Here is a 24,767-nt window from a genome sequence, read left to right as displayed (position 1 = left end):
TGCTTTTCAGCGTTGCTCCCCGTGTCGGTGGATGCGCATTATAGGGAGATCCGATTTAAGTGCAACCCTTTTTTTGATCTTTTTATTCGTTCGAACAACTATTGAACAAAAACAGCTGTTATGTACAGATAACATCCAAAATAAGACAAATCTTACTATTAGAACTATATTAATTATTGCGAAGTTTAATTAACTCGTTAAGATAGCTAGCTTATTTGTTAAATTAATGTTTAACCTTCTTTTAATTGGTATATGTATATGAAGTCTTTTGATCATAAAGTCATTTTGATCACTTTGGTTATTGCAGTTACGAGCTTTTTCATTGTCGATCTTGCATTAAGCTCTGCTCAACTCGACGCTGCATTGATGTTGGCCGTAGGTATTATTGTCGGCAGTATCGTAGCCCAGCTTTCAAAAAGTGATACACAACAAGAAAAACAATCAAACTTAGCAACCACTACATTATATGTAGGTAACTTACCATATAGAGCCAATGAGCACGTTGTTCGTGAGCTTTTCGAAGAACAAGGTAAAGTATTTTCTGTTCGTCTATTAAAGGACAAGAATACTGGCAAGCGGCGTGGCTTTGGTTTTGTAGAGATGGCTAAAGGAGATGCGGACAAGGCCATCAGCCAACTCAATGAAAGTGAGTTTCAACAGCGTACACTAAAAGTGAGAGAGGCGAAGCAAAAGCCTGAGGGTGAAGTAAATCACTCACCAGCTTGACTTGCTTTAACTGAAGGAGATTAACGCTACTTCTTCTTTGCTATCCAAAACAGGCGCCGTTGCATAGAACTTAACTTCTTTTAGCGGCGCCTTTTCTATATTTATTTCCTGCTTTCCAAGCAAAGAAACAGCTCTGTTAGCTATGGCCTTTCCCGAATCAACCAACTCAATATGATCAGGTAGGCATTCTTTGATGTTATCGGCAATTAACGGAAAGTGCGTACAGCCTAACACTAAACGGTCAACGGAATACGGAATATGTAGCTGCTTGAGTTCCTCACACAGCGCCGCTTGATCAAGCGTGCTGTGCCAATAAAAATGTTCAGCTATTCTAACTAGCTCTGTAGAATGCAAAATCTCGACTTTACATCCACCTGCAAAGTCATGAATGAGTTTTTGTGTGTAAGTATTATTGGATGTCGCAGGTGTTGCTAACAAAGCGATGTGCTTAGTCTGAGAGCTATACGCAGCAGGCTTAATAGCAGGAACTACACCTATAATAGGGATTTGAGTATGTTTTCGCGCCTCTTCTAACGCATAAGTTGAGGCGGTATTACAGGCAATAACAATCATATCAACATTACTTAAGTATTGCTCTTGCCAAACAATGAGTCCCTTAATGCGTAATTTAATTAATTCCTGAGGTTGCAGACCATAAGGAAGAAATGCGTTATCCATAACATAGCTAAAAGTGGAATTTTGAAAACGATAGCGCAAGTGTGACAGAACACTTGTTCCACCAATACCGGAGTCAAAAACTAGAATATGTGACACACTTCATCCCCTAAATATTTAAGGAATGAAGTTTGCCATGAGTCACAATGAAAATAAACTCGATCAGCTTGTTTGTTGTTGCTCTGCTGATGAGCCCTTATTTGATTCATTTAAACGGTTGAAAAAGCTGCTCGCATAATCCAAGAATTCATTTAACCTGGATTGCCCTTCATTCATCCATGCAAGTATATTTGGCAATTCGTTGTTAGCATTGAGCGCTTTTGCTTGCTCTTGAATGTCTGCTAGTTGCTTATTCAGAGGTACAAACGCCTTCTCTAGTTCTTTCATCGGATTGCCTTGTTGATACTGTGCAATCGCGGCAGATGTTTTCGTTTGCTTTAAGTCCATTGTGAAGTTGGTGATTTGATCAGAGTTTAAACTAAGTGACTTTGCCATATCGAACGCTTCATCATACTCACCGCCAAAGAACGCATCGCTGACATTGCGAATATCTTCCATCATATCGTTGATTGCTTGCTGCTCTTCTTCGTTCAGCTCTCCATTTACTTTAATCGAAAAGTTCACCTCATGAGATGACTGGGAGCCATATGCAGCACCAAAGTTGTTGCCTTTTTGGGCCACGCTCGCAGCAGACCCTTGTGAATATGCGTCAGAAAATGAAATAACAACCTCATCACCTTCCGCTGTAGTGAACGCATATTCGGCCTGATTCGATAAGCTCGCAAATTGCGCCGCACTGATAGCCATCGCCTTTGGAGACTTTTCTTCAAATAGTTCTTTTTCGAAGTCATCAAGCCCTTTAAATATACCCTCTCGAGACTTTTCAATCCCTTCTTCAATATCAGAATTAAACGCCCCCATCCCTTTTAGCTCTTCACTGGCTTCATCAATACCTTGCAGCACACCTTTGCGTGCCCCATCCAGCATAGATTTTAATTCGTCGTCATTTTTACCGTCTACTTTCGCTTTTTTCACTGCACCTTGAACGAAATCAAGTACGTTTTTCACTATCGCTTCAAAGTCAAACAATGGTTTGTCTTTTTTATCTTGCGTGGGTTTCTCAATGCCAAGCGCTTCTGCGAGTTTGTCATCAAGAATTTTGGCAGCGAGTTTAGATTTATCCCCCGCATAACTATCTGAATTTATTTGGATATGTGGTCCTATCCCTTTGCTCTGCCCAGGCTTGTGCTGCATCGCTGGATTGAGCAATTGATTTAAATGCCCGATTTTCATGGTATGCCCTCCAATATATTAGTTAGATTATCGGCATATTTGTGCAAAGCTAAAGTAAAATGATTAAAAAAACGCCAAAACGATTTTAGTCACTATGCTAGACTGGACAAATTAACGACGCTCCCTAAAATAGCGCCTCTTAATTCAACATAGATGGTTTTAGTATGGCAGTAATAAAGATTGATGATTCAGCATACGAGCAACAATTGGCTGAAAAAGCTGAGCGTATCACAGCACAATTTGCACAGTTTAATGCGCCAGAATTAGAAGTGTATGACTCTGCAACTCGCCATTACCGCCAACGCTGCGAATTTAGAGTCTGGCATGATGGCGACGACTTGTTTCACATCATGTTTGATCAACAAAGTAAAGAAAAGCTTCGTGTTGATAGCTTTGACCCGGGTGCCGAGCTTGTCAATGAAATGATGCAAGTCATGATAGACAAACTTAAAGGCAATGAGGTCTTACGCCGAAAATTATTCCAAATTGATTACCTTACTACCCTAAGTGGTGAAGTACTGATTAGTCTTTTATATCACAAGCAACTTGATGAAGCGTGGCACACTGCTATGCTGGAGTTGCGATCTGAGTTGCAACAGACTTACAAAGTGGACTTTATAGGACGTGCTAGAAAACAAAAGGTCGTATTTGGTCATGATTATGTCACAGAAAAGCTCGCGGTTAATGGTAAAGAATATATTTATCAGCAAGTTGAAAACAGCTTTACGCAGCCAAATGCCCAAGTGAATCAAAAAATGCTAGCGTGGGCGCAGTCTATCAGCGAGCCGCTTAGCAATGATTTACTTGAGCTTTACTGTGGTAACGGTAACTTTTCTATCGCATTAGCTGGTTCATTCGACAAAGTGCTGGCTACGGAAATTTCTAAATCATCGGTAAAGTCTGCACAGTTTAATATCGCAGCAAACAAAGTCGACAACCTTGATATTATCCGCATGTCGAGTGAAGAGTTTACGCAAGCCATGAAAGGGCAGAAGTTTTCACGATTAGAAGGTATCGATTTACAGTCCTATGATTGCCAAACCATTTTGGTCGATCCGCCGCGAGCGGGTATGGATGAGCTAACCTGTCGCTTAGTCAGCAACTACGACAACATTATTTATATCTCATGTAATCCAGATACGTTAGAACGTGATTTAGCCTTATTATGTGAAACACATAAAATCGCACGTATGGCAATTTTCGATCAATTCCCTTACACCCATCATATTGAATCTGGCGTTTACTTAGTAAGAAAGTGATTTATAACGTTTAACGACTGGCTGCCATTGCTGTGATAAGCGCTGGCAGCTGAGTTTCGCTAAATACTTGAATACCGGATTGCTGTAATAAAGACGCCGTCAGACCCTGCCCCACTACTTTTTTACCGGTATGACTACCATCGTAAATCAGATTGCTGCCGCATGACGGACTGGACTCTTTTAATAACGCAAACTTTATATCGTGTTGAAGGCATGCCGCAAGCGCTTTTCTAGCACCAAGCTCAAACGATGCAGTAAAATCATCACCATCTTCACTCAGCACTCTACCCTTTATTAACTCTGCAGGTGGGCGAGGTGTTGGTAACCCACCTGATACTTCGGGGCACAAAGGTAACACCCAGTTTTTTTGCCGCCAATATTGCAAGGTATTATCTTGTAAACTTTGCGATGATGCGTCGTAGCGCACCGGATAACCCAATAGACAACTTGAAACTAAAATTTTAAACATAAAAAAGCCCCGCAATTATGGCGAGGCTAGTCTAATACAAATTATCGACTATTTCTTGGCTAAATAGTTCACCAGCGCTGCAATTTGTTCAGGCTTGGTAGTACCAGATTCACGTAACAACAATTTATACTTGCCATTGACAATAAACGTTGGCACACCAGTTAGCGCACCTTTACCTGAAAGGGTTTTCTGCATTCGCTGCATTTTCGATGTTTTAGTACGAACAGCGAAACTGGCATACAGCTTATCAAATTTCTCTCCATCAACTCCTTGAGCCACAAAAATATCTTTTACGTCTGCAAGTTCGTTAATTTTGGCACGTTTACCATGAATATGGTTGAACATCGCTGCAACGATTTTGTCTTTTTGCGGTAATACTTCCGCTGTCGCTAGTGCTTGTGCCAAAACCTGTTGGATTTCTGGCTCTCTAGGACCAACAAAGTCAATATGGCTCTTTTTAAACTTCACCCCTTCGTCTAGCTTTGGCTTAACGTCAACAATCAAATTTTCCATTACATTACAAGCTGGGCAATAGAATGAGAAGTACTCCGTAAGCTCTGGCTTTTTAGTACCACGCTCAGCAATGACCTCGTAGTGAACACCTTCTTCATATGGTGCTGCTTGCGCCATGAGTGGTAGCATCAATGCAACAGCTAAGCCTTTTAATACCTTAAACATACTCGCTTTCTCCAGTCCTTATTTCTTTAATAAATATGCAATCAATTTATCGAGTTGTTCTTGGCTTTCAATACCTTTCATCTCGATTTTGTACTTGTCATTAACAATAAAAGTTGGGACGCCTGTCAACGCTCCAGCTTTTGAAAACTTCTCTTGTGCTGTCAGCATGTTATTTTCAGCACTTATTACAGGCATACTTGTCACTGCTTGATCAAACTGTGTGGCAGAGATCCCATTTAATTCCATGAGTGTTTTAAGGTCTTTAATATCGAGTAGTCTGTTTTGTTCAACATGGATCGTGTGAAAAATTTTCTCAGCGATAAGATCTGATTTACCAGCTTGCTTAGCAATAATATACGCATAACTTAAGTTCGTTTGCGTGTCTTTAGGAATACCACCTAAAAAGTTCACATGGCTTTTCTCAAAGTACGCACCATCAGGTAAATTTTTCTCTATCGCCTTTGCAATCGGTTCAAAGCGAAAACAGTGAGGGCAGTAAAAGGAAAAGAACTCTGTCACTTTTTGATCTTTACTTTGTGCTGTTGTCAATGTCGAATAGTGTTTGCCATCAACAAAGTCTGACGCCATTGCGACAACGGGCAAAAATAGCGCAATCAGTGCAACTTTTAATTTTTTTAGCATGTTACTCTCTCTAATTTCAAGGAAATAGGCTCAAACTTGGTTCATCAAGGGCTGCCAGTTGCTCTTTTAGTGCAAGGATCTGTTGCTCCCAGTATTTGTCTGTCGCGAACCAAGAAAAGTTCCTTTCGAATGCAGGATCTTGCCAACGCTGTGCCAACCATGCCATATAGTTGATCATTCGCATAGCGCGTAAAGGCTCAATCAGTGCCAACTCGTTAGCATCGAAAGGCATAAATTCTTCATATCCCATTAGTAGGGTATCTAGTTGTACAAGTTTTTCATTTCGATCGCCATTTAGCATCATCCACAGATCTTGTATCGCGGGACCTTGCTGACAATCATCGAGGTCAACTAACATTAACTGATCTGCGGACCACAGTAGGTTACCCGCGTGACAATCACCATGAAGCCTGATTGTCTTTGGAACCTTATACTTCTGCGCCGCTTTGTTAATAACTTGCTCGAGAATAGTAACAAATGGAGTATGCAAATGACTAGGCACTAAGTCACTTTTTAAAAGTGATGTTTTTGCATCAAACAGGAAACGCTGTGTATCTAACATTGGCCTGTGCTCAAAAGCCTGCTGTGCAGATAAGCAATGTAAACGTCCAAGATAACGGCCTAATATTTCTAAATGCTCAAGGTTATCTAGTTCAAACTGCCGCCCACCAACACTGGGAAAAAGCGTATATCGGTAACCTTGGTAGCAGTGTAGCGTTTTACCTTGGATAGCCAAGGGTGCGACAACAGGGACTTCTGCATCTTTAGCAAGCAATGCAAACTCGTGCTCTTCAAGTATTTGGGGATCTGTCCATCGTGCTGGACGATAGAACTTCACAACGTAACGTTTGCCGTCATCGGCACCGAATTGATAAACACGATTTTCATAGCTGTTTAATGGCAGCAATCCGGTTGTCGGGTACACTTCTAGCGCCTCTATCGCGTCGAGGATCAAATCAGGTGTCAGTGCGTTAAAACTAAAATCATTCATCATATTTATTAAAAAAGCGAGGGCTTACCTCGCTCTTTACCTTAGTAATTTATCTTCCCTTAAAGAAGTTAGTCGGCTGGGCTAGCCTCTCATCAGGGTTATCTTGATTGATGAGAACAAACTCAAACTCAGTCACTGGCTTTTTCAAGTCGTACGGGTCAATAACCACAGACAATGGCACATCCATCGTGCTGCCAGCCGCTAAATGAACTTGCTGCTTACCTAACACTTGATAATTATCTAGACCAGAGATCTCAATCGAAAATTTCTGCTCAACTTGAGCTTTATTTATCACCTTAAGGGTATAAGTATTCTCGATTAGCCCTTCGATATTAACACGGTATAGCTGGTTTCTATCGCGAATAATATCAAGATCCATCGGCATACGCATCGCTATGTTAGCCACTAATGCTCCCGTAATTACGAGCAGAATCATTAAGTAACCAATTAGCTTGCCTCGTACTGCTTTGGTTTTTTCAGTAGAGACCTCTAGATTGCGCTCTGTCGTGTATGCGATTAGTCCTTTAGGATAATTCATTTTATCCATCACGCCATCACACGCATCGATACAAGCACCACAGTTTATACACTCATATTGCAACCCATTACGAATATCAATCCCTGTCGGGCACACTTGAACACATAAATTACAATCAATGCAGTCGCCAAGTCCGAGTGCTTTGGGGTCTTGCTTACGACTTCTAGGGCCTCGGCTTTCACCGCGCGTCGCATCATAACTCACGGTAAAAGTGTCTTTATCGAACATGGCTGATTGGAAACGTGCATATGGACAAATATGTAAGCACATAATTTCCCTCATCCAACCAGCATTGCCGTAGGTACATACTGTAAAAACAATGATACTGAGCACGGCATAGAATCCCGCTGAGAAAGCCAACAGATCAGGGATCAGCGAACGTATTGGCGTAAAGTAGCCAACAAAAGTTATCGCGGTGTATAACGAGAATAAAATCCAGCTGCCATGCTTAGCGCTTTTACGCCAAAATTTATCAAAGTCCATGGGTCTTTGATCTAGCTTTTTGCGTTGATTGGCAGTGCCTTCAAACTTTTCCTCAAACCAGATAAAAATAAAAGTCCACACTGTTTGTGGGCAAGTGTAGCCACACCAAACTCGACCGTAAAACGTAGTTACCAGAAATAGCGCAAAGGCAGCAATCATTAGAATAAAGGCGAAAATTGTCAGATCTTGTGGCCATAAAGTCATGCCAAAGATATTAAACTTTTGTTCAAAGATATCGAACAACACAGCTTGATGGCCGTTAAAGTTTAGCCAAGGTAATACCATAAACGCCAACATGCCGATAAAACCAATTCGCCTTCTCAGCAACTGATGTAAGCCCGATACAGCGCGTACATAGATACGATTTCGAGGATTGAAGCGATCCGGCGTCGAGCTATTGAGTGACTTCCCTGCTGCGCCATTTGACGGTGGCTGAATTTTAACTTCTGACGGTATGTTTTTAACCTTGATTCTATCGTTCTCCATGGAAGCTCCTTAGTGCTTTGGAACGAGATGCACTTGCTACAGTGACCTTATACCATTTTATCTTGATACTAGCTCAATTAAGGGAGTATATCAGACGCTAACTGCGTTAAAACTTTCTTATTTAGAACAGCTAAATAACAAGTTTTGTTTGGTTATCGAGACGACCCTCTCGTCCTAGAATACATTTCTTAATTAAGCAAATTGGCATTACATAATAAACGCTAAACTATTGCGATGTGCCCCATGACATTGTTTAGCAACTGCCATTATACGCCTTGAAACTCTATGATTAATAGTAAGTTGAGCTAAAACCCATCATAAATGATGAGAGATTAGTTGCGGCTTGACTGACAAGTTTATTACACTAGGTGCAATATTTTTGTTAGCTAGATCAAGTCTGCACTAGATTATGAAAAAATTTTTAGTATTAGCCATTATAGTCGTTGCGTTATTCACTGTAGATCATCCTTTAATCAAAGAGCCCAGAGAAAGGCTTTTGGGACAAGGTGTAAACACACTCAGTGAATCTAGCAAAATCCAGCGAAGTACAGCTGCAAGAATTGCCAGGGCAAACGTCGCTAAAGCAATCACAATGACAGAAGATGAGAAAGCTTATATCAACGAGGCGCTTGCAAGTGATGAGAAAGTGCGACTTTTTCACCTCAAATACTGTAAAGAGAATGACTATAACCTGTACTTTTACGGTTCAGACCTCATTACTATTTGTGAAATAGCCAGCCAAGCAATCCAAGAAGCTGAGGGGTTATAATGGACTTTAGTCAACTCAACAAACAACGTGCAAAATCTTTCAATGATCAAAAAGCGTTAATTAAAAAACTGAGCCAAGGTAGAACGGTTATTTGCCCTCACTGCGAGTTACCAATCTCACTTACGCTAAATCAACACGCCCAACGTAGCGCCATAGCACGCTGTCAAACTGGCTGCACACTCATTGAGCTTGACCTTATGTAGAGGACTATTCAAATAGTCCACTTTTTACTGCTGCCACTTCAACCAATTCGGCATAAGACCCTGCAAATTCATCGGCAAGTTGAGCTTGCGTTACTTGAAATTCCTCTAGCGATTGCCCTATCTTTTCACAATACAAGGTGAGCTGGTGTTCACCTAACGCAAACAACCCGAGCTGCTCAGTACTTACTTGGAGCGCCTGCTTTATGTCATCAGCCAATGGACTTGACATCAGTTGCTCATAAAATGGCGTAGCAGCCATCAAAAACCCTTCGGCCCAATTTATTTTTTCAGCCAATGGGGTGTCCGCATGCCATGGTAGAGTAAATCCTGTTTCATACACCTGTTCTGAAATCTCATGATGGAGTGCCATTAATGCAAATACCACACTTTCATCCAATGCAGGATCCGCATTCGTTAAAACTTTAAGCCACTGCTGTGCTTCAATCCCGTTAGGATCGATGCAGGTTGCGTATAAATAGCCTTGCAAAAAAGAGATATCAATTGACAGCTTACGCGTTGAGAAATAGTTTTCTAGACAGTGCTGTTGTGCTGGAGTGAATGAGAAATTGTGCATAATATTGCCTTACCAAAGACGCACCTTTTTGCGCCTTGAAAAAAGATCTAAATCTATGAGTGCACCTTGGTACACTGTTTTTTTATATCAATTGTCTTAATTAAGATTGCTATTTTGAGGCGAGAACATCTTGTCAATAACCCCGCTACCGCATCCTGCTATCGCCAAGGCACCTACATCCGTGTAGGCAAAGCAAAAATTTTGCTACTTACTTGTTCTAAATAAGAAATTTTTAACGCAGTTAGCGTCAGATTTACTCCTTCAAATTGAGCAAGTATTAAGGCTAATTGCTATTAAAGGTTTACAGGATAACGTCCATCCGCATCTGGGCGGCCAAGAAATTTCACAGCATCATGCACTTCTTTGGGCAAGCTAGCTTCAGGTTTAATATTACCGGCCACTCGAAACTGAAAGTTTGCAGCCAACGTAGCATCGGCTTGCAGTCCTAAACGATTTTCAGGATCAACAACCACTGCAATGTCACCAGATTTACAGTCAAGCTGACCACTTAAGTCACCGATGCTAAACCATCCATTCATTCCTTTCACATCGATATTTGGACTACTAATCTCACCGTTTAGCCCGTTACAATAAGGTGCGCCGCTTTGATACTTTTTGATATTCACAATAACGCGCCCTTTGGCGTCAACAGGTAACGGTAAAGTGACCTGATCCATCGCTTGTTCAACACTAAAGCGCAACGAAGCGTTACTCACAGATACCGAGCGGTTTAGTAGACTTGAAGAAAAACTCGCTTTGCCCGAAATTTCACTTGTATCTCTTGGGTTACCAAACTTGATATTGCCAGCAAGCTCTCCAAGTATTAAAGCGGCAGGCTCAATCTCCCACTTCACTTGGTTTAGCTGAATGTTATTGAATCTTACTCCACTGACTTGACCATCCCATACTGAGCCATTGACTGCGCCCAATTGAAGATTATTCGGTAACTGCCCTTTAAAAACCTGCAACAATACAGCAGCAGGCATAGTGAAGGTACAAAAGACAATGAAAGCAAATAAGAAAATGATTAGCAGAGTTAGTGTATTTTTCATAATTATTTCTCTAAAACCAAGCGACTAACACGGACAAAACCTGGAGTATTACCTTGTGTTAAATCTAAGTTTTCTACTCTCACTCCGTGGCGATTGGTTAGCTCATCGACCCAAGCAATTAATTGATTGAACTCAACGTTATCTATCGTCAATCTTAATGCGTCACCATTTGGCTGCATTTTACTAATATTGATTTTAAAACGACTCCGCGTACTATTTACAACCTGACTAATGCTACCACTACTAGTCACACGTGTAGGGCTATTAGCTTTTAGCTTATTAACACTTTGCCCCACCCAATTAACCAATTCGTGGTTACGCTGTAATTTTAGTTCAGCATCATTAACCGCTTGGTTTAATGGTCTAAAGATCCCCATTACCAATACGAATACGACAAAGACAGCACCAGCAAAAATCAATAGCTTCTGCTCTTGTTCTTTCAGGCCTTGCCAGTAGTTGATCACCTGCTGCTTCATACTGCACCTCCTATGCGGATTTCACCAACCACAAAGTCACCATCATTATTCAGTGCCCCCTGTTCGACGCTCACTCCTCGCTGTTCCAAAATTGATTTCACTTGACCAAAAACCTGGAACTCTTTCGCTCGCGCTCTGATCCTTAGCTCATTTCTGCGCTTATCGTAACGTAACGTTTCTGGTGTAAAGGCCTCAAGCTCATCATAGATAGCAATAAAGTGGTTGGTGAGCTCTAATAGCCCACCTTGCTCTGCACCCGATAAAGCATTTAACTCATTTTGGATTTGCTTTTTTAACAAGTGTGGGCGAACAACTTTATTTGGAAACGCCTGCTGGTAAAGCGCAACGGCTTGACCCTCTAATTGCTCAGCTTGATGACTCACCACATATAGCTGAGTCCCTTTGATGGCAATAAAGCTCACTACCGCAACACTTGCAGCTAACAAGCCACTACGCCAATCTCGCCACCACTGTGGTTGCTTTTTCTTTGCAGCAAAGCACCCTTGACGTAAATTAAAGTCAATCGTGGGCAGTGTTTTTGCAAAAATTGCCAGTGGCAGGTCATATTCTTGTTGCTGTGCCGAAAGCACGACATCATTTGAGAAGCCGGTCGCAGGGCTAAAATGCGCGACTTGTTCAGTGCCGGCTATATTAAGATAGTCATTAACCCAGTTTATTTCTGCTGCACCAACTTGCCAGTCACTGTGCTTAAATAACCACTGTGCTCCTAACTGCACAGCACTTTGCATCCCCTTCTTTAGCGGGAGGCACAGCGCATCAGGAATTGCTTTATAAACAGTGATCCCCGCATCTTCGCAGATATTGAACCAACCCTGAAGCCACTCACTGTCACAGATTGCCACGTCAATCGTGTGCACATCGCCTTTCATTCCGGGCTTGCCGATTGCAACAAATAAGTCATCAATGTCTGTTGCGACCTGCTCTTCCAACATAAAGGGAATTGCTTGCTCTAATTTTCTATTCCATTTTGCTGGCAGTTCAAGCGTTCGCAATTGTACCGCCGTTGCTGGCAGTAGTAACACCACATTTCTTGTTTGCGCTTTCTCAGTAAGATTGCTGAGTTGCTCACTCCCTTCCAGCTCACCACTGGCAATAATTTGCTGCTGCTCGGTTGACCAAACCATCCAGTTTATTATCGCTTGGTGTGACTGATCCACTCGGATCAATAATTGTTCTGTCACTCTACGCCTCCAAATTTGCGAGCAAGCACGTACGCTTTACCATCTTTTGTTTCTATAATTGATGTGAGAGAAAAGCGCCGCTCATCAAACACAGCTGTTGCTCGCAACTGAAAATAGTTGCTGTTAATCGTAAATATTTTGGAAGTCTTGTTAGGCTCTTTGACCCCTTGATTTGCGACTTCCGTGTAAAACTCGTTCAGATCTGTAAACCCTTTTTTGGGTCTCGCAGAGATAATGGCTTCTGCACCTGACTTTGATAAACCTGGAATTAAGGCACTCAATAAAAGCGCTTGCTCTGGCAACACTGTATTGACGTTAACCGCCAGCTCTTCACTACCTGGGATAACACAAACATATGGCTTTATCTTTTCCATGACTAATGGGTTAAAGCCTTTAATCACTCGAAGTTCACTCACTGATGCCAACAAGTTGTTTGCAGCCAAATAAGGAGTTTGATTTGACATATATTCATCTTCTTCAGCGCCAGAGCGATATGTAATACTGTCCTCATCAAGCCAATCGTAAACACTGTCAGCTAGCGTTTCCTCACTTTCCGTACTCGGCAGGTCTTCGATATTTTTTAACAGTTCGAGTAGCGCGCCATGAGCGACGTTGGTGCTCTTAGCACCAACTTGCTGGCTACGCTGATTGCCATCATTTACCTGTGCTTTGGCTCGTAATGCGTTAAGATTTAAACAAGCTTGTAAATCCGTTACTTTGCCACTTAATGTGCCATGATCAACTGGGTATGGAACTTCTTCTCGCGCCCAAGGCTGATCTAAATTGACCGAATCTGGGTCATCTTTTTTAGCTTTAATTAGCGCCCTTTTTACGAGCTCTTCCGCTCCATAGCTGTACCACTTTGCTTGCTGTTGTGTCTGAATGTTTGAGGCCTTTTGTACCTGAACCATCAAACTGGTAGCCATGTCTGCTGCTATCGTGGCAGCCAATGCGACAATAAATAGCACGATGACTAGCGCTGCCCCCTGCTGCTTCATGGGTTTTGCTCCTTATCATCAGCCTTTCCACTACCTGGAGTTAGAAACAACCGGCTGATAGGTTCAGAATCTTTTCTTTGTAACGTAACCTTAACCGCTTTGGGGAGTGATTTTGACTTCCAATCAGTTTGCCATTTTAATTTATCATCAAGAAACTCAAATTTAAGTTCCTCTACATCCTCTAAAATAACCTGAGCTCGAGGCTCTGTACCATCAAGCTGATCAACATACACGCGGTAAATACGTTCTAAGTTGTCATCGACTACACGATAACCTACAGCTTGCAGTTCAGAGCGAGGCAATAAACTAATTGGGTTAGTCCAACCATCACGAACAAACGCAATACCATCGTATTGACTCTCTAACTCATAGCGACCATGAATAATGTAAGTCGGACTAAAGTCGCCAGCTTCATTGCGAACTTCGCGCTTAGTGATCTGATTAAAATCCTGATCCATTAAACGAAAAGTCGTTTGAAGCCCTTCTATTTCTTTAATCGTCTCTTCTGACGCAGCCTGCGCTTTTAATGTTGAATCTAAGATTTGATGCGTGGCAGTTACCACTACTGCCAATATAGCGAGTGCTAATAACACCTCAATGAGTGTAAAGCCGCGATGTTTATCTATTTTCACTACTTACCTCGGTACATAAATGTCGTGATGTCATACACCGAGTTTTTAAGTTCAGGTTCGCGAAAGACGTGAACGGTCAGTTTCACAAAGTTTGGATCTGCTGTCTTTTGGATTTGCTGCTGCCAATACCAAGTTACCCCAGCCATTTCCTCTTCGCCTTTATTTCCGCTCTTTCCGTGCCAGTTTTCCCCTTGAGCACGTAAGAAAACTAAGCGATTTTCAGCAACCCATGACGCATAAGTCTGCTCCTCAAGTGAGCCTATATGAGTGATATGTTCACTGGTTGCTTGCATCGCAGCAATACCTGCTACAGCACAAATACTTAATGCAACCATAACCTCAAGCAGGGTAAAGCCTAAGCTCTTATGACTACTCATAGCTGCGGCTCCCGCTTAAGCGCAACAGGTGCCATAAACTCCCCTTCAATGAAAAATATAGGTTCTTGAAGCGCTTTGTCTTCAATACTGAGCCTAAACGCACTCACTTCACCAGAGGATAAAATCAGTACCTGAGGAATTTTAAGCTTTTTCAATTCAAGGAAATTATCATCATCGCCGCCTCCCATTAGCTCTCGCCAATTCGCTTGCTCAAGCAAGTTATCCTGTGACCAAGGAAGATCTTCTAAGATCAATTCAACCTTGTACTGCTCTGGAAATTCAACAGCTTTGAAAATATCGTCAGCTTCAAAAGGACGCCATTTCTCACTGTCAAATACCAAAAACTCTAGTTTTGCTTTGTCTAGATGGAAGCCAAGCTCCACCTGATTGAGCACTGCAAATTCAGAAGCGAGATTCACTGTTCCCTGCAGGCGAAGTGCCATTTGTTCAAGCTCTTCTTCGTTACTATCACTAACCGTGTAAGTAATTAAGTTAACGGAAAAGGCAATGATCACTAAAACAACGAGGACTTCGAGTAAGCTGAAGCCCTTGAGTTTACTACCCACTTTGCCACGCAGAGGATACTTCATCGCTTAACGTTCGTCTTCTGAGTCCCAGTTACCGATATCATCATCGGTGCCCACTTCTCCATCTGGCCCCATCGAGAAAATATCGATTTGGTTCATCTCACCAGGACTAACTAACTGATAAGAATTTCCCCAAGGATCTTCTGGCAGCTCAGAAATAAAACCACCTTCAGGGAAGCGCTTTGGCACAGGGTCAATGCTGGTTTGAGTTACAAGCGCTTCTAAACCTTGTTCTGTCGTTGGATAGCGCTTATTTTTTAACTTATACATTTTCATCGCATCTTCGATTTGACGAATATCTATACGCGCTTTATCTTTTGCAGCCTCTTCTTGCTGCCCCATCACATTTGGTGCAACGATAGATAAAATCATACCGATGATCACTAGTACTACCATCACTTCTAGTAGTGAGAAACCTGATTGCTTTTTCACAATGTTTACCTCAATGCTGTTATTAACGGCCAAATACAACAGGTACAGGGCCTTTCCTTTTTGACTATAATCCTACGGCTTTGTTCATCGCCATTATTGGCTGAAGAATTGCCATAACAATAAACAGTACGATAATCGCCATTGTCGCTATCATTGCAGGTTCTAGCAATTTCAGCGAGACATTTACCATACTTTCAAACTCTTGCTCTTGGTTATTAGCTGCACGCTCAAGCATTTGCTCCAACTCACCTGATTTTTCTCCGCTGGCTATCATATGTAACATCATTGGCGGGAACATCTTGGTTTGTTGAAGTGAAGCTCTAAGGCTTGCCCCCTCGCTCACCCGAGTGGCAGCCTCAGCGACTGAAGCCTTTATTTTTTCGTTTTCGAGTACTTGCCCTGAAATTTTCATTCCCTCAAGCAGCGGAACCGAACTTGATGACAATATACTAAGGGTACGAGCAAAGCGCGCAGTATTAACACTACGAGTTACCTTGCCCAGCCCCGGTAAGCTCAGCAATTTGCTGTCGTACCAAAAACGAAATTTAGGTTTTTGAAGTGCTTTTTTAAATATATAGGTACCAATGACACACACAGCTAACGTGATCATCCAGTAGTTTTGCACAAAATTACTTGCTGCCATTACCCACTCAGTTGTCCATGGCAACGCTTGCTTTGATTTTTCAAACGTTTTCAAAATTTTTGGTACTACGGTACCGAGCAATATAGAGACAATCGCAATGGCAAATACAACCAAAATAATTGGATATACCATGGCCTGAGTAATTTGACTGCGCATATGTTGGCGCTGCTCTGTATAATCAGCCAAGCGGTTCAGTACTTCATCCAAGTGGCCTGATTTTTCACCTGCCGCGACCATTGAGCGATATAAGTGATCAAACACATGCGGAAATTCTGACATACCATCAGCAAGCGTATAACCTTCGACCACTTTGGAGCGTACCGCCATCAGCATACGCTTTAATCTTGGCTTTTCACATTGCTCTGCTACCGCCATAACCGCCGCCTCTACTGGCAACGAAGACTGTATTAGGGTAGCAAGTTGACGGGTGATCAACGCAATATCTGAAACCGAAGGGCGGTACCCTTTAAATAGCGAAAATCCAGCGTTACTTTGACTCTTTTCTTTCTCAGCAGCCGGTAGCACTTCAAGCGGCATTAACGCCTTTTCTCTTAGCATCTGCCGAACTTGCTTTGCGGTATCAGCTTCTAAAATTCCTTTTTTTTCTTTACCTTTACCATCCAAGGCGCGATATTCAAAAGCTGCCATTAGCCTTCCTCACGCGTTACACGCAATACTTCTTCCAAGGTTGTTTGGCCTGCAAGTACTCGCGAGCAACCATCTTGCCTAATGCTTGGCGTACGTTTACGGATATACTTTTCGACGGCTTGTTCACCTTTGCCGTTGTGAATAAGCTCACGGATTGCTTCGTCCACTATTAGTAGTTCATGGATACCAGTTCGACCCTTATAGCCGTTGTAATTACATTCCTCACACCCTACAGCACGATATATTTGTGTATTACTGTCTTTGGCTACACCCAGTAACTCACATTCACGTTCATCGGCTAAATGTGCTTCTTTACAATTAGAACAAAGTGTTCTGACCAAACGCTGCGACAACACCCCTAACAGTGACGAACTTAACAGGAATGGTTCCACTCCCATGTCTTCCATACGAGTGATGGCACCTGCGGCAGTGTTCGTGTGTAGGGTTGATAACACCAAGTGACCGGTTAGTGAGGCTTGCACGCCGATTTGTGCAGTCTCTAAATCTCGGATCTCACCAACCATAACAACATCAGGGTCTTGACGCAGGATTGCACGCAACCCTCGAGCAAATGTCATATCTACTTTAGGGTTAACTTGAGTTTGGCCTATGCCGGGGATCTCGTATTCAATGGGATCTTCAACCGTTAAGATATTACGATCTCTGGAGTTGATTTGCGTCATACCTGCATACAAAGTAGTACTTTTACCAGAACCTGTCGGGCCTGTAACCAAGATGATGCCATGAGGTTTTGCGATGATCTCAGCAAAAGCATCTCGATTAGCTTGAGTCATACCAAGGTCTTCTAGGTCTAACCTTGCGTTGTTTTTGTCAAGTAAACGTAATACGACTCGCTCACCAAAGCTCGAAGGCATGGTTGATACCCTAACATCCACAGCTCGACCTGCGATTCTAAGGCTGATCCTACCATCTTGCGGTACACGCTTCTCAGCAATATCTAACTTTGCCATTACTTTGATACGCGATACTAGTAGCGAAGACAACTTACGGTTAGGCTTTAAAACCTCTTTTAACACACCGTCAACCCTAAAGCGGATCACCAACTCTTGTTCAAACGTTTCGATGTGTATATCCGACGCACCTTCTTTAATCGCCTCGCTCAGCATCGCATTGATTAGCTTAATGATTGGTGCATCATCATCTGCGGCGAGCAAATCTTCGGTTTGTGGAAGCTCTTCGGCCAACGAAAATAGATCCATTTCGTTGCCTATGTCCTCCATCATCTGCTGAGTCTCAGAGCTATCTCGTTGATAGGCAGCTTCTAACATGTGTTCAAACCGAGCTTCATCCAGCTCCTCAAGATAAAGTGCTTTAGCTGCGACGCGACGAACTTCCATCAAGGTTTCTCGGTCAAGCGTGCCTTTGTGGATTAACTTGACCTGATCGCCATCTGGACTGAGTAACACACCTTTTCGACGTGCATAAGAAAATGGCAAACGAAGTGCTACCGTAGAAGTATCTGCTACCGCAACAATATCATTAGGTGCTGAGCTGGCGTTTTGTAACTGCGCCGCCATTTCCTCAGCTTCAGCATCTAAACTCGGCGCGACTTCTTCGTTAATCATCTTCACGCTCTTTACGGTTTTGCTCTTTTAAAAACTCTTCATACGTCGGTGGTAACGTCAGCTTGTCATCCCACTTTGGTAGTATTGGCGTATCCTCAAAGGGCATAAGTTCAATCCCATCTTCCCTGTGTTTATGCTGTTCACCACGAATGAAGTTGTATTTAGAATGACTGATTTCATTCATACTGCGACTATCACGAATGATAGTTGGGCGAATGAACACCAATAGGTTACGCTTTTCTTTTTTGGTACCTGTCGATCTGAATAAGTGTCCAAGAATTGGAATATCACCGAGTAACGGAACCTTAGAAACACTCTCTTGTACCGTTTCATCAATTAGACCACCAAGAATAACCATGCCACCATCATCAGCAATAACAGTTGTATTAATAGCCCGCTTCGCAACTCTAATATCGACAGAGGTGGCACCTTTAACACTAGAAACTTCTTGTTCAATAGTCAGCTGAACAGCACTTCCGTCATTGATCTGTGGCGTTACGGTTAACTTGATACCCACTTCTTGACGGTCCACCGTTTGGAATGGGTTAGAGTTATTATCATTAGCAGTCGAGCCTGTTACGATTGGCACTTCTTCACCGACAATCATAGAGGCTTCTTCGTTATCCATCGTTGTTACCGATGGCGTTGCCAAAATATTTGAATTGGTGTCTGTGGTGACGGCTTGAATAATCGCACCCCAATCATTCTTCACAATACCAGCCGCCAGACCATTGATATTTTGCAGTAGGCCTGCCAAACCGCTATAATCACCGCGCTGAGTTTCTGTTGTATTAGAAACTTTGTTATCGTCACTTCCTACTATAGTACCTTTCACTTCGATATCGCGAGCTTGTTGTGCTGCAACAGCTAGTGAACCGATCGGAACAGTGTTGCCATCATTAAACTGCAGCATCCCGCCTTTTTCAGAGATCCATTGTAAGCCAAGGTTAATACCATCGGCTTCAGAAACCTCAACAACAATTGCCTCAACGAGTACTTGAGCCCGACGAATATCAAGTTTTCTAATCACTTGGCTGAGCGAGCGCATTGTGTCAGGTTGTGCAGTGATCACCAATGAATTCGAATCTTCGTGGGCTTCTATGCTGGTATCTTGTTTTTTAGTGTTTAGCTTTCTAGCTGTTTGACCACCTGCTTGCTCTTCCTCGATTGACTTGCTGACCCCTTGCAGTACCTTCACTAAGTCTTCAGCTTTTGCATAATTCAGATAGAAAACCTGAGTATTGCCTTGTGATTGCAGCTCGTCATCTAAGCGTTTGATCAGTTCTGCTGCTCGGCTACGAGCTTGAGACTCTCCGCTCACAATGACGCTGTTGGTACGGGTGTCTGATACAATCTTGGGGATCAAAAAATCAGGCATGCCGCCTTTACCCGAGTCTTGGAAGATTTTCTCTACCACTTTTACCACATCGTCTGCGGTCGCATGCTTTAGCTTTACAATATCTACTCGTTTATCACCGGCTTGGTCTACCGTTTTGATGATATCAACGAGGCGATTTACAGATGAAGCATGCCCTGTCAGCATCATCACATTGGCGGAGTTAAGGTTAGTCACGTGACCGCCATCTTTTTGGTCACTGAATTGACGGATAAGAGGGCCGAGCTCCTGTACGCTCACGTTTTTCACACGTACCACGCGCGTAACCATCACATCGCCATTTCCGCGTTCTTCTGCTGATACCAGTGGCACATTTGACTTCTTACCATCGGAGCTACGAACAACTTTAAGCACACCGGTATCCATTTCAATAACAGAATAGCCGTACACTTCGAGCACATTTAGGAAAAACTGATAATATAGCTTTTCATCCATCAACTCATAGCTGCGCACGTTAATGTTACCGCGCACATTAGGATCGATAATGATGGTTTTGTTTAGCTTATCACTAACGATATTAATGAACTCATTGATATCAGTGCCTTTGAAGTTCGCTGCATATTCAACCGCAGAAACAGAAAGTGAAATACCAGCAGCAATTAAGAGTGTTGCATACTTAGCTAACCCTTTTTTGGTTTTTGTGAGGTGTAGCTTTTTACCCATTATTCTAAAACTCCAAAATTAGTAACTTTACAGGCTAAACTGCACATCCATCACCTGACCGTCTCGCTCGATCGTGATGTTCGCATCTGTGCTCGTTCTAAGTTCATTTATAGCTGACATAGCCTGTTTCATATCCGTGAGCTGAAACCCATTAATTGCGATCGCTAAATCATTCGCTTGTAGTCCTACCTGTTTGAATAGTTCAGGATCTTTGCCGGGTGAAAGGCGGTACCCGATTAACTCACCACTGCGTCGCTCGGGTGAAATTTTTATATAGTCAAATAGCTTTCCAGGATCGCTGAGTAGCTCTTGACGACGATTTGCTAATTCATTGCGGGTCGGGGTAGGCGAAGTGGTATAATTTACTATTTGTTTGGTTCTCGTGGGCATTGCCACATTACGGCTAAATTCTAATCCGTCTAACATCAAAGTTTCAAAACGACCGCTTACATCCAAAATCACACGATCTGGAAGCACACGCGCCAACTTTGCTCGAGTCCCCTTAATCGCAGCATTTACTGAGTACGTTTCTTGGCGACCTTGTGACTCAATAATCGCCAGTCCTGCACCATCATCTTGGCTGACGGCAACAATCCCAGTTAATCTCACATTTAATGTCGTTTCGGGCGCATCTGAGACAATCGGTTCCGGTTTAACTTCAGCTACTGAATTGGCTTTTCCAAATAAGTTTTGTGCTACGATCCCTTGACTAGTAACGCTTTTGCCAGATTGGCTATATAACTGTGAAGCTGGCAGTAAAGGTTGTGTTTGTGGCACAGGCCATAACAACCAAAACAGTTGCGAGAAGAGAAACGCAACATAAACAACCGACAGGACAACAATAATGCGACTCAATTTTGCATGGGGCAAACCAAGCCAGAGCTTCTGAAGCTGTTGTATCTGTAATTCCATATAATACTTTCTTATTCTATTTAACGCCCCAGTGTACCGCCTTGATATTTTTTCAACAAGCGCGCAATTGTTAAACTTTTTATTTAATTAGGTACACCGTAAGCTAATTAACTGAATCTAAACTTAACGTTAGAACATAGACACCCATATTCGTTCACTTTTTAGGTAAAATGCGATTAACTCACAAGTTTAGTGCCTGCCGTTCACTTTGTTTGCATAGCGAATTATGCTAAATTTACTAGGTTAAATTTCACTCTTGCAAATAGTTAACGAATTGTGACAAAACTCCAACAGGAAAACAACCAATCTGAACAGAAAGTTCGAATTGATAAATGGTTATGGGCTGCCCGCTTCTATAAAACCAGAGCACTTGCGCGTGATATGGTTCAAGGTGGCAAAGTACACTATAACGGTCAACGATGTAAACCTAGTAAAACGGTTGAAGTCGGTGCGGTTATCAAGTTGGCTCAAGGCTATGAAGAAAAAGAAGTAACCATACTCAAAATTATGGAGAAGCGCCAGGCTGCTCCTATCGCTCAAACGCTTTACGAAGAATCTGAAGCGAGTATTGAGAAACGAACTCAAAACGCGTTGGCGCGCCAAAATAATAGTTTGTTTGCGCCACGTCCAGCAACTAAGCCGGATAAGAAACAACGCCGTGAATTACTTAAACTGAAATCAAACTAGGATTTTCATTGATGCAGACTGATTTACTCCATCGTTATATTTTTGACAAACTTGACGTGCGCGGAGAGCTTGTACAAATAGAACAAACTTTTACTGACATTATCAGTGGTCATAATTACCCGGAGCCAGTACAACATCTGCTTGGTGAGCTATTAGTTGCAACCAGCTTGCTGACTGCCACACTAAAGTTTGAAGGTGATATTGCCGTCCAATTACAAGGTGATGGACCGGTGAAGTACGCAGTGATCAACGGAAACCACAAGCAACAAATGCGTGGTATCGCCAGGTTGCAATCAGAAATTAAGGGGGGATCTATCCCTGAGATGATTGGTAAAGGCTATATGGTTATCACCATTACCCCTATCAAAGGCGAACGCTATCAAGGTATTGTACCGCTCTCAAAGGATACCCTTGCAGAATGTCTTGAAGATTACTTTGAACAATCTGAACAGTTAAAAACACGCTTATGGTTTGCAACAAGTGTTACGGACGAAAAAGTAAAAGCTGCGGGCTTGTTCTTACAAGTTTTACCTGTAAATAAAGAAAAGTCGATTGCTGACTTCCAACACCTTGAGGCATTAAGTAATACAATAAAGCAAGAGGAAATGCTGGATCTTGATGCCAACACTGTATTAACACGACTGTATCACGAAGATAACCCACAGCTATTTGAGCCGCAAGCTATCTCGTTTGTGTGTGGTTGTAGCCGTGAGAAAACCGAAAACGCGCTAGTAAATGTTGGGCAAGCAGCCTTACTTGAAGACTTACAAAAGCAGGGTGAAATCAACATCAGCTGCCATTATTGCTTAAAGAACTATGTTTTTAGCGAACAAGATGTGAAGTCACTATTTAATTAAATTTATAGTAGGACTTTATTGTAGAATGAAACCGCCATTTTTGGCGGTTTTTTTGTGGCCCTATGGTGATACCGGTGTCATAAAACTGGCAAAAGTTATGACACCGGTATCATTGAAATTATTCAAGTTTTTTGACGTTTTTATGTAATTTTAAGGCCTCCAAAGGCTCGAATATCTCAATTTCATCTGTTACTATAAATTTAGCTAAGGGCAAGAGTACCCCAGAGCTATCCCGTTCAACTCTCACATTTTAGGTATAAACATGACTTCAAGCGCTACTCGTTTTGTCGATCTAACCGCAGCTGAACTTGTCGAACACGCTATCCGTCGTGGCGAGGGCACTTTAGCCGCAAATGGAGCTTTTGTTGCAAAAACAGGTCGTCGTACAGGACGTTCACCTAATGACCGTTTCATCGTACAAGAATCAAGCACAGAAAATGATATTCAGTGGGGAAATGTAAATCGCCCATTCGATAGTGCTAAATTTGATGCGCTGTGGACTCGCGTTGAAGCGCACGTTCTTGAAAATGACCACTTCGTCTCTCACTTAGAAGTGGGTGCAGATCCAGAGCACTATTTACCAGTGGTGGTTACTACTGAAACTGCTTGGCATCACATATTCGCAAAGAACATGTTTATTGAACCTACTTCATATAACAAAGCTGATTTACCCGAATGGCAGGTGATGAATGTACCTTCTTTTGTTTGTGATCCAGAACGTGATGGCACAAACAGTGATGGTACCGTTATCATTAATTTTGCTCAGCGCAAAGTGCTTATCGCGGGTATGCATTATGCCGGTGAAATGAAAAAGTCGATGTTCTCAGTACAGAACTTCCTTCTTCCTGCGAAAGGCGTATTGCCTATGCACTGTAGTGCGAACGTTGGTGAAGCTGGCGACACCACCTTGTTCTTTGGATTATCGGGAACCGGTAAAACAACACTGTCGGCAGATCCTAAGCGTTTCCTTATCGGTGATGACGAGCACGGCTGGGCGCCAGGCAGCGTATTTAATATCGAAGGTGGCTGCTACGCTAAGTGTATTGACCTTTCACAGAAAAATGAGCCTGTGATCTGGAATGCAATTAAGTTTGGTACTATTTTAGAAAATGTTGTACTTGATGAAAATAAAGTACCAAATTTTGCGGATACCAGCCTCACCCAAAATACTCGTGCAGCCTATCCACTAGAGCACGTTGAAAAACGCAAAGTGGAAAACCGCGCGGGCGAGCCTCGTGCAGTTGTATTCTTAACTTGTGACGTGAGCGGTGTATTACCTCCAGTTTCAATCCTGAGCGAAGAAGCTGCGGCTTATCACTTCCTTAGTGGTTACACGGCGAAAGTAGGCTCAACTGAGATTGGTTCAACCTCTGATATCGAATCAACTTTCTCAACTTGTTTTGGTGCTCCTTTCTTCCCGCGTCCAGCAGGCGTGTACGCTGAGCTACTAATGAAACGCGTGCGTGAGTTTGGCGCTAAAGTTTACCTAGTAAACACAGGTTGGACTGGTGGTCCGTACGGTATTGGTAAACGCTTCGACATTCCGACTACTCGTGCGGTTATTGATGCCATTGTGAACAACACATTAGAAGGTGTTGAAACACAACATATTGAAGCATTAAATCTAAATGTACCAGTTGCTGTTGAAGGCGTAGATAGCAAACTATTAAATCCTGTGAACACTTGGCAAGATCAGGCTAAGTATGCTGAATATGCAGCTAAGCTCGCAGCTGATTTTAAAGAGAACTTTGCTAAATACGATGTTTCTGAGGCAATCAAAGCAGCAGGGCCTCGTGGCTAAACACGATAGATAAAGATTCCTTTATCAAAAGC

Annotated in this window: 27 protein-coding genes; 7 read left to right on the top strand and 20 right to left on the bottom strand. The window is 42.5% G+C overall.

What is annotated here, in order from left to right; translation table 11 throughout:
* Positions 1 to 258: 258 nt before the first annotated feature.
* The gene (locus HUZ36_RS19965) at positions 259 to 726 is read left to right on the top strand and encodes an RNA recognition motif domain-containing protein (RefSeq protein ID WP_128732257.1); all 468 of its coding nucleotides are present in this window, start codon (positions 259 to 261) and stop codon (positions 724 to 726) included.
* A gap of 6 nt (positions 727 to 732) precedes the next feature.
* On the opposite strand, the gene murI is transcribed toward HUZ36_RS19965, so the two are convergent.
* Together murI and HUZ36_RS19955 are read right to left on the bottom strand one after the other, a co-directional pair.
* A complete protein-coding gene (gene murI / locus HUZ36_RS19960) occupies positions 733 to 1,500 on the bottom strand; it encodes a glutamate racemase (protein WP_128732256.1) in 768 nt (255 codons plus the stop codon).
* A 63-nt stretch (positions 1,501 to 1,563) separates the two neighbouring features.
* On the bottom strand, positions 1,564 to 2,694 hold the full coding sequence (locus HUZ36_RS19955; RefSeq protein WP_176033789.1) for a DUF5610 domain-containing protein: 1,131 nt from the start codon (positions 2,692 to 2,694) through the stop codon (positions 1,564 to 1,566).
* A 164-nt stretch (positions 2,695 to 2,858) separates the two neighbouring features.
* Between HUZ36_RS19955 and trmA the strand changes: the two genes are divergently transcribed.
* Positions 2,859 to 3,953 (top strand): tRNA (uridine(54)-C5)-methyltransferase TrmA, encoded by a 1,095-nt coding sequence (gene trmA, locus HUZ36_RS19950; RefSeq protein WP_128732255.1) that lies wholly within the window; start codon positions 2,859 to 2,861, stop codon positions 3,951 to 3,953.
* Positions 3,954 to 3,963: 10 nt separating this feature from the next.
* On the opposite strand, the gene HUZ36_RS19945 is transcribed toward trmA, so the two are convergent.
* The 5 genes from HUZ36_RS19945 to ccoG are packed head-to-tail and all read right to left on the bottom strand — an operon-like array spanning position 3,964 to position 8,240.
* Entirely contained in the window at positions 3,964 to 4,422 is a 459-nt protein-coding gene (locus tag HUZ36_RS19945; RefSeq protein ID WP_128732254.1) for a DUF523 domain-containing protein, read from the bottom strand.
* 48 nt (positions 4,423 to 4,470) lie between these two features.
* On the bottom strand, positions 4,471 to 5,100 hold the full coding sequence (locus HUZ36_RS19940; RefSeq protein WP_125253701.1) for a thiol:disulfide interchange protein DsbA/DsbL: 630 nt from the start codon (positions 5,098 to 5,100) through the stop codon (positions 4,471 to 4,473).
* An 18-nt stretch (positions 5,101 to 5,118) separates the two neighbouring features.
* On the bottom strand, positions 5,119 to 5,742 hold the full coding sequence (locus HUZ36_RS19935; RefSeq protein ID WP_125253702.1) for a thiol:disulfide interchange protein DsbA/DsbL: 624 nt from the start codon (positions 5,740 to 5,742) through the stop codon (positions 5,119 to 5,121).
* Between the two features lie 16 nt (positions 5,743 to 5,758).
* On the bottom strand, positions 5,759 to 6,733 hold the full coding sequence (locus HUZ36_RS19930; protein WP_128732258.1) for a serine/threonine protein kinase: 975 nt from the start codon (positions 6,731 to 6,733) through the stop codon (positions 5,759 to 5,761).
* Positions 6,734 to 6,782: 49 nt separating this feature from the next.
* Complete coding sequence (gene ccoG / locus HUZ36_RS19925; RefSeq protein ID WP_128732253.1) at positions 6,783 to 8,240, bottom strand: cytochrome c oxidase accessory protein CcoG; 1,458 nt, start codon at positions 8,238 to 8,240, stop codon at positions 6,783 to 6,785.
* A 409-nt stretch (positions 8,241 to 8,649) separates the two neighbouring features.
* On the opposite strand from ccoG, the gene HUZ36_RS19920 reads away from it, so the two are divergent.
* Positions 8,650 to 9,009: a hypothetical protein gene (locus HUZ36_RS19920; RefSeq protein ID WP_125253704.1), complete on the top strand. Its 360-nt coding sequence runs from the start codon at positions 8,650 to 8,652 to the stop codon at positions 9,007 to 9,009.
* Positions 9,009 to 9,212, top strand: a complete 204-nt coding sequence (locus HUZ36_RS19915; RefSeq protein WP_125253705.1) for a hypothetical protein — start codon at positions 9,009 to 9,011, stop codon at positions 9,210 to 9,212. The genes HUZ36_RS19920 and HUZ36_RS19915 overlap by 1 nt, the downstream gene beginning before the upstream one ends.
* Positions 9,213 to 9,216: 4 nt before the next feature.
* On the opposite strand, the gene HUZ36_RS19910 is transcribed toward HUZ36_RS19915, so the two are convergent.
* From HUZ36_RS19910 to gspC, 13 genes are all read right to left on the bottom strand, one after another.
* Positions 9,217 to 9,786, bottom strand: coding sequence for a UPF0149 family protein (locus tag HUZ36_RS19910; protein WP_147391160.1), 570 nt, complete (start codon positions 9,784 to 9,786; stop codon positions 9,217 to 9,219).
* A gap of 293 nt (positions 9,787 to 10,079) precedes the next feature.
* A complete protein-coding gene (locus HUZ36_RS19905) occupies positions 10,080 to 10,838 on the bottom strand; it encodes a type II secretion system protein N (RefSeq protein ID WP_125253707.1) in 759 nt (252 codons plus the stop codon).
* 2 nt (positions 10,839 to 10,840) lie between these two features.
* Positions 10,841 to 11,314, bottom strand: coding sequence for a type II secretion system protein GspM (gspM, locus tag HUZ36_RS19900; protein ID WP_147390069.1), 474 nt, complete (start codon positions 11,312 to 11,314; stop codon positions 10,841 to 10,843).
* Positions 11,311 to 12,516 carry a type II secretion system protein GspL gene (gene gspL / locus HUZ36_RS19895; protein WP_176033788.1) on the bottom strand — a complete coding sequence of 402 codons (1,206 nt, stop codon included), beginning with the start codon at positions 12,514 to 12,516 and terminating at the stop codon, positions 11,311 to 11,313. Before gspL ends, gspM begins: the two co-directional genes overlap by 4 nt.
* Positions 12,513 to 13,514, bottom strand: a complete 1,002-nt coding sequence (gene gspK, locus HUZ36_RS19890; RefSeq protein ID WP_128731147.1) for a type II secretion system minor pseudopilin GspK — start codon at positions 13,512 to 13,514, stop codon at positions 12,513 to 12,515. The genes gspL and gspK overlap by 4 nt, the downstream gene beginning before the upstream one ends.
* A complete protein-coding gene (gspJ, locus tag HUZ36_RS19885; protein ID WP_128731148.1) occupies positions 13,511 to 14,146 on the bottom strand; it encodes a type II secretion system minor pseudopilin GspJ in 636 nt (211 codons plus the stop codon). Before gspJ ends, gspK begins: the two co-directional genes overlap by 4 nt.
* Positions 14,146 to 14,523: a type II secretion system minor pseudopilin GspI gene (gene gspI / locus HUZ36_RS19880; protein ID WP_128731149.1), complete on the bottom strand. Its 378-nt coding sequence runs from the start codon at positions 14,521 to 14,523 to the stop codon at positions 14,146 to 14,148. Before gspI ends, gspJ begins: the two co-directional genes overlap by 1 nt.
* A complete protein-coding gene (gspH, locus tag HUZ36_RS19875) occupies positions 14,520 to 15,113 on the bottom strand; it encodes a type II secretion system minor pseudopilin GspH (RefSeq protein ID WP_176033787.1) in 594 nt (197 codons plus the stop codon). Before gspH ends, gspI begins: the two co-directional genes overlap by 4 nt.
* 3 nt (positions 15,114 to 15,116) lie before the next feature.
* Positions 15,117 to 15,542, bottom strand: a complete 426-nt coding sequence (gene gspG, locus HUZ36_RS19870) for a type II secretion system major pseudopilin GspG (protein ID WP_167508268.1) — start codon at positions 15,540 to 15,542, stop codon at positions 15,117 to 15,119.
* 64 nt (positions 15,543 to 15,606) lie between these two features.
* Complete coding sequence (gspF, locus tag HUZ36_RS19865) at positions 15,607 to 16,833, bottom strand: type II secretion system inner membrane protein GspF (RefSeq protein WP_125253714.1); 1,227 nt, start codon at positions 16,831 to 16,833, stop codon at positions 15,607 to 15,609.
* Positions 16,833 to 18,419 (bottom strand): type II secretion system ATPase GspE, encoded by a 1,587-nt coding sequence (gene gspE, locus HUZ36_RS19860; protein WP_252095164.1) that lies wholly within the window; start codon positions 18,417 to 18,419, stop codon positions 16,833 to 16,835. The genes gspF and gspE overlap by 1 nt, the downstream gene beginning before the upstream one ends.
* Positions 18,412 to 20,478 carry a type II secretion system secretin GspD gene (gene gspD, locus HUZ36_RS19855; protein WP_176033786.1) on the bottom strand — a complete coding sequence of 689 codons (2,067 nt, stop codon included), beginning with the start codon at positions 20,476 to 20,478 and terminating at the stop codon, positions 18,412 to 18,414. The genes gspE and gspD overlap by 8 nt, the downstream gene beginning before the upstream one ends.
* A 27-nt stretch (positions 20,479 to 20,505) precedes the next feature.
* Positions 20,506 to 21,390, bottom strand: a complete 885-nt coding sequence (gspC, locus tag HUZ36_RS19850; protein WP_176033785.1) for a type II secretion system protein GspC — start codon at positions 21,388 to 21,390, stop codon at positions 20,506 to 20,508.
* A 276-nt stretch (positions 21,391 to 21,666) separates the two neighbouring features.
* On the opposite strand from gspC, the gene hslR reads away from it, so the two are divergent.
* The 3 genes from hslR to HUZ36_RS19835 all read left to right on the top strand — a co-directional run bounded on the left by hslR (position 21,667) and on the right by HUZ36_RS19835 (position 24,735).
* Positions 21,667 to 22,077 carry a ribosome-associated heat shock protein Hsp15 gene (gene hslR / locus HUZ36_RS19845; RefSeq protein WP_125253718.1) on the top strand — a complete coding sequence of 137 codons (411 nt, stop codon included), beginning with the start codon at positions 21,667 to 21,669 and terminating at the stop codon, positions 22,075 to 22,077.
* A gap of 11 nt (positions 22,078 to 22,088) precedes the next feature.
* Positions 22,089 to 22,934 carry an Hsp33 family molecular chaperone HslO gene (gene hslO / locus HUZ36_RS19840; protein ID WP_128731153.1) on the top strand — a complete coding sequence of 282 codons (846 nt, stop codon included), beginning with the start codon at positions 22,089 to 22,091 and terminating at the stop codon, positions 22,932 to 22,934.
* 262 nt (positions 22,935 to 23,196) lie between these two features.
* The gene (locus HUZ36_RS19835; protein ID WP_176033784.1) at positions 23,197 to 24,735 is read left to right on the top strand and encodes a phosphoenolpyruvate carboxykinase; all 1,539 of its coding nucleotides are present in this window, start codon (positions 23,197 to 23,199) and stop codon (positions 24,733 to 24,735) included.
* Positions 24,736 to 24,767: the final 32 nt, after the last annotated feature.

It is taken from the genome of Pseudoalteromonas sp. McH1-7 (assembly GCF_013366255.1).
Lineage (GTDB): Bacteria > Pseudomonadota > Gammaproteobacteria > Enterobacterales > Alteromonadaceae > Pseudoalteromonas > Pseudoalteromonas peptidolytica.
This window is presented reverse-complemented; position numbering and strand designations above follow the sequence as displayed.

What these genes read in the sequence shown, in the direction of transcription:
- HUZ36_RS19965 (WP_128732257.1), top strand. Translation starts at nt 259, where the DNA reads ATGAAGTCTTTTGATCATAAAGTCATTTTGATCACTTTGGTTATTGCA.
- HUZ36_RS19955 (WP_176033789.1), bottom strand. Translation starts at nt 2,694, where the DNA reads ATGAAAATCGGGCATTTAAATCAATTGCTCAATCCAGCGATGCAGCAC.
- trmA (WP_128732255.1), top strand. Translation starts at nt 2,859, where the DNA reads ATGGCAGTAATAAAGATTGATGATTCAGCATACGAGCAACAATTGGCT.
- HUZ36_RS19945 (WP_128732254.1), bottom strand. Translation starts at nt 4,422, where the DNA reads ATGTTTAAAATTTTAGTTTCAAGTTGTCTATTGGGTTATCCGGTGCGC.
- HUZ36_RS19940 (WP_125253701.1), bottom strand. Translation starts at nt 5,100, where the DNA reads ATGTTTAAGGTATTAAAAGGCTTAGCTGTTGCATTGATGCTACCACTC.
- HUZ36_RS19935 (WP_125253702.1), bottom strand. Translation starts at nt 5,742, where the DNA reads ATGCTAAAAAAATTAAAAGTTGCACTGATTGCGCTATTTTTGCCCGTT.
- HUZ36_RS19930 (WP_128732258.1), bottom strand. Translation starts at nt 6,733, where the DNA reads ATGAATGATTTTAGTTTTAACGCACTGACACCTGATTTGATCCTCGAC.
- ccoG (WP_128732253.1), bottom strand. Translation starts at nt 8,240, where the DNA reads ATGGAGAACGATAGAATCAAGGTTAAAAACATACCGTCAGAAGTTAAA.
- HUZ36_RS19920 (WP_125253704.1), top strand. Translation starts at nt 8,650, where the DNA reads ATGAAAAAATTTTTAGTATTAGCCATTATAGTCGTTGCGTTATTCACT.
- HUZ36_RS19915 (WP_125253705.1), top strand. Translation starts at nt 9,009, where the DNA reads ATGGACTTTAGTCAACTCAACAAACAACGTGCAAAATCTTTCAATGAT.
- HUZ36_RS19910 (WP_147391160.1), bottom strand. Translation starts at nt 9,786, where the DNA reads ATGCACAATTTCTCATTCACTCCAGCACAACAGCACTGTCTAGAAAAC.
- HUZ36_RS19905 (WP_125253707.1), bottom strand. Translation starts at nt 10,838, where the DNA reads ATGAAAAATACACTAACTCTGCTAATCATTTTCTTATTTGCTTTCATT.
- gspM (WP_147390069.1), bottom strand. Translation starts at nt 11,314, where the DNA reads ATGAAGCAGCAGGTGATCAACTACTGGCAAGGCCTGAAAGAACAAGAG.
- gspK (WP_128731147.1), bottom strand. Translation starts at nt 13,514, where the DNA reads ATGAAGCAGCAGGGGGCAGCGCTAGTCATCGTGCTATTTATTGTCGCA.
- gspI (WP_128731149.1), bottom strand. Translation starts at nt 14,523, where the DNA reads ATGAGTAGTCATAAGAGCTTAGGCTTTACCCTGCTTGAGGTTATGGTT.
- gspH (WP_176033787.1), bottom strand. Translation starts at nt 15,113, where the DNA reads ATGAAGTATCCTCTGCGTGGCAAAGTGGGTAGTAAACTCAAGGGCTTC.
- gspF (WP_125253714.1), bottom strand. Translation starts at nt 16,833, where the DNA reads ATGGCAGCTTTTGAATATCGCGCCTTGGATGGTAAAGGTAAAGAAAAA.
- gspE (WP_252095164.1), bottom strand. Translation starts at nt 18,419, where the DNA reads ATGATTAACGAAGAAGTCGCGCCGAGTTTAGATGCTGAAGCTGAGGAA.
- gspD (WP_176033786.1), bottom strand. Translation starts at nt 20,478, where the DNA reads ATGGGTAAAAAGCTACACCTCACAAAAACCAAAAAAGGGTTAGCTAAG.
- gspC (WP_176033785.1), bottom strand. Translation starts at nt 21,390, where the DNA reads ATGGAATTACAGATACAACAGCTTCAGAAGCTCTGGCTTGGTTTGCCC.
- hslO (WP_128731153.1), top strand. Translation starts at nt 22,089, where the DNA reads ATGCAGACTGATTTACTCCATCGTTATATTTTTGACAAACTTGACGTG.
- HUZ36_RS19835 (WP_176033784.1), top strand. Translation starts at nt 23,197, where the DNA reads ATGACTTCAAGCGCTACTCGTTTTGTCGATCTAACCGCAGCTGAACTT.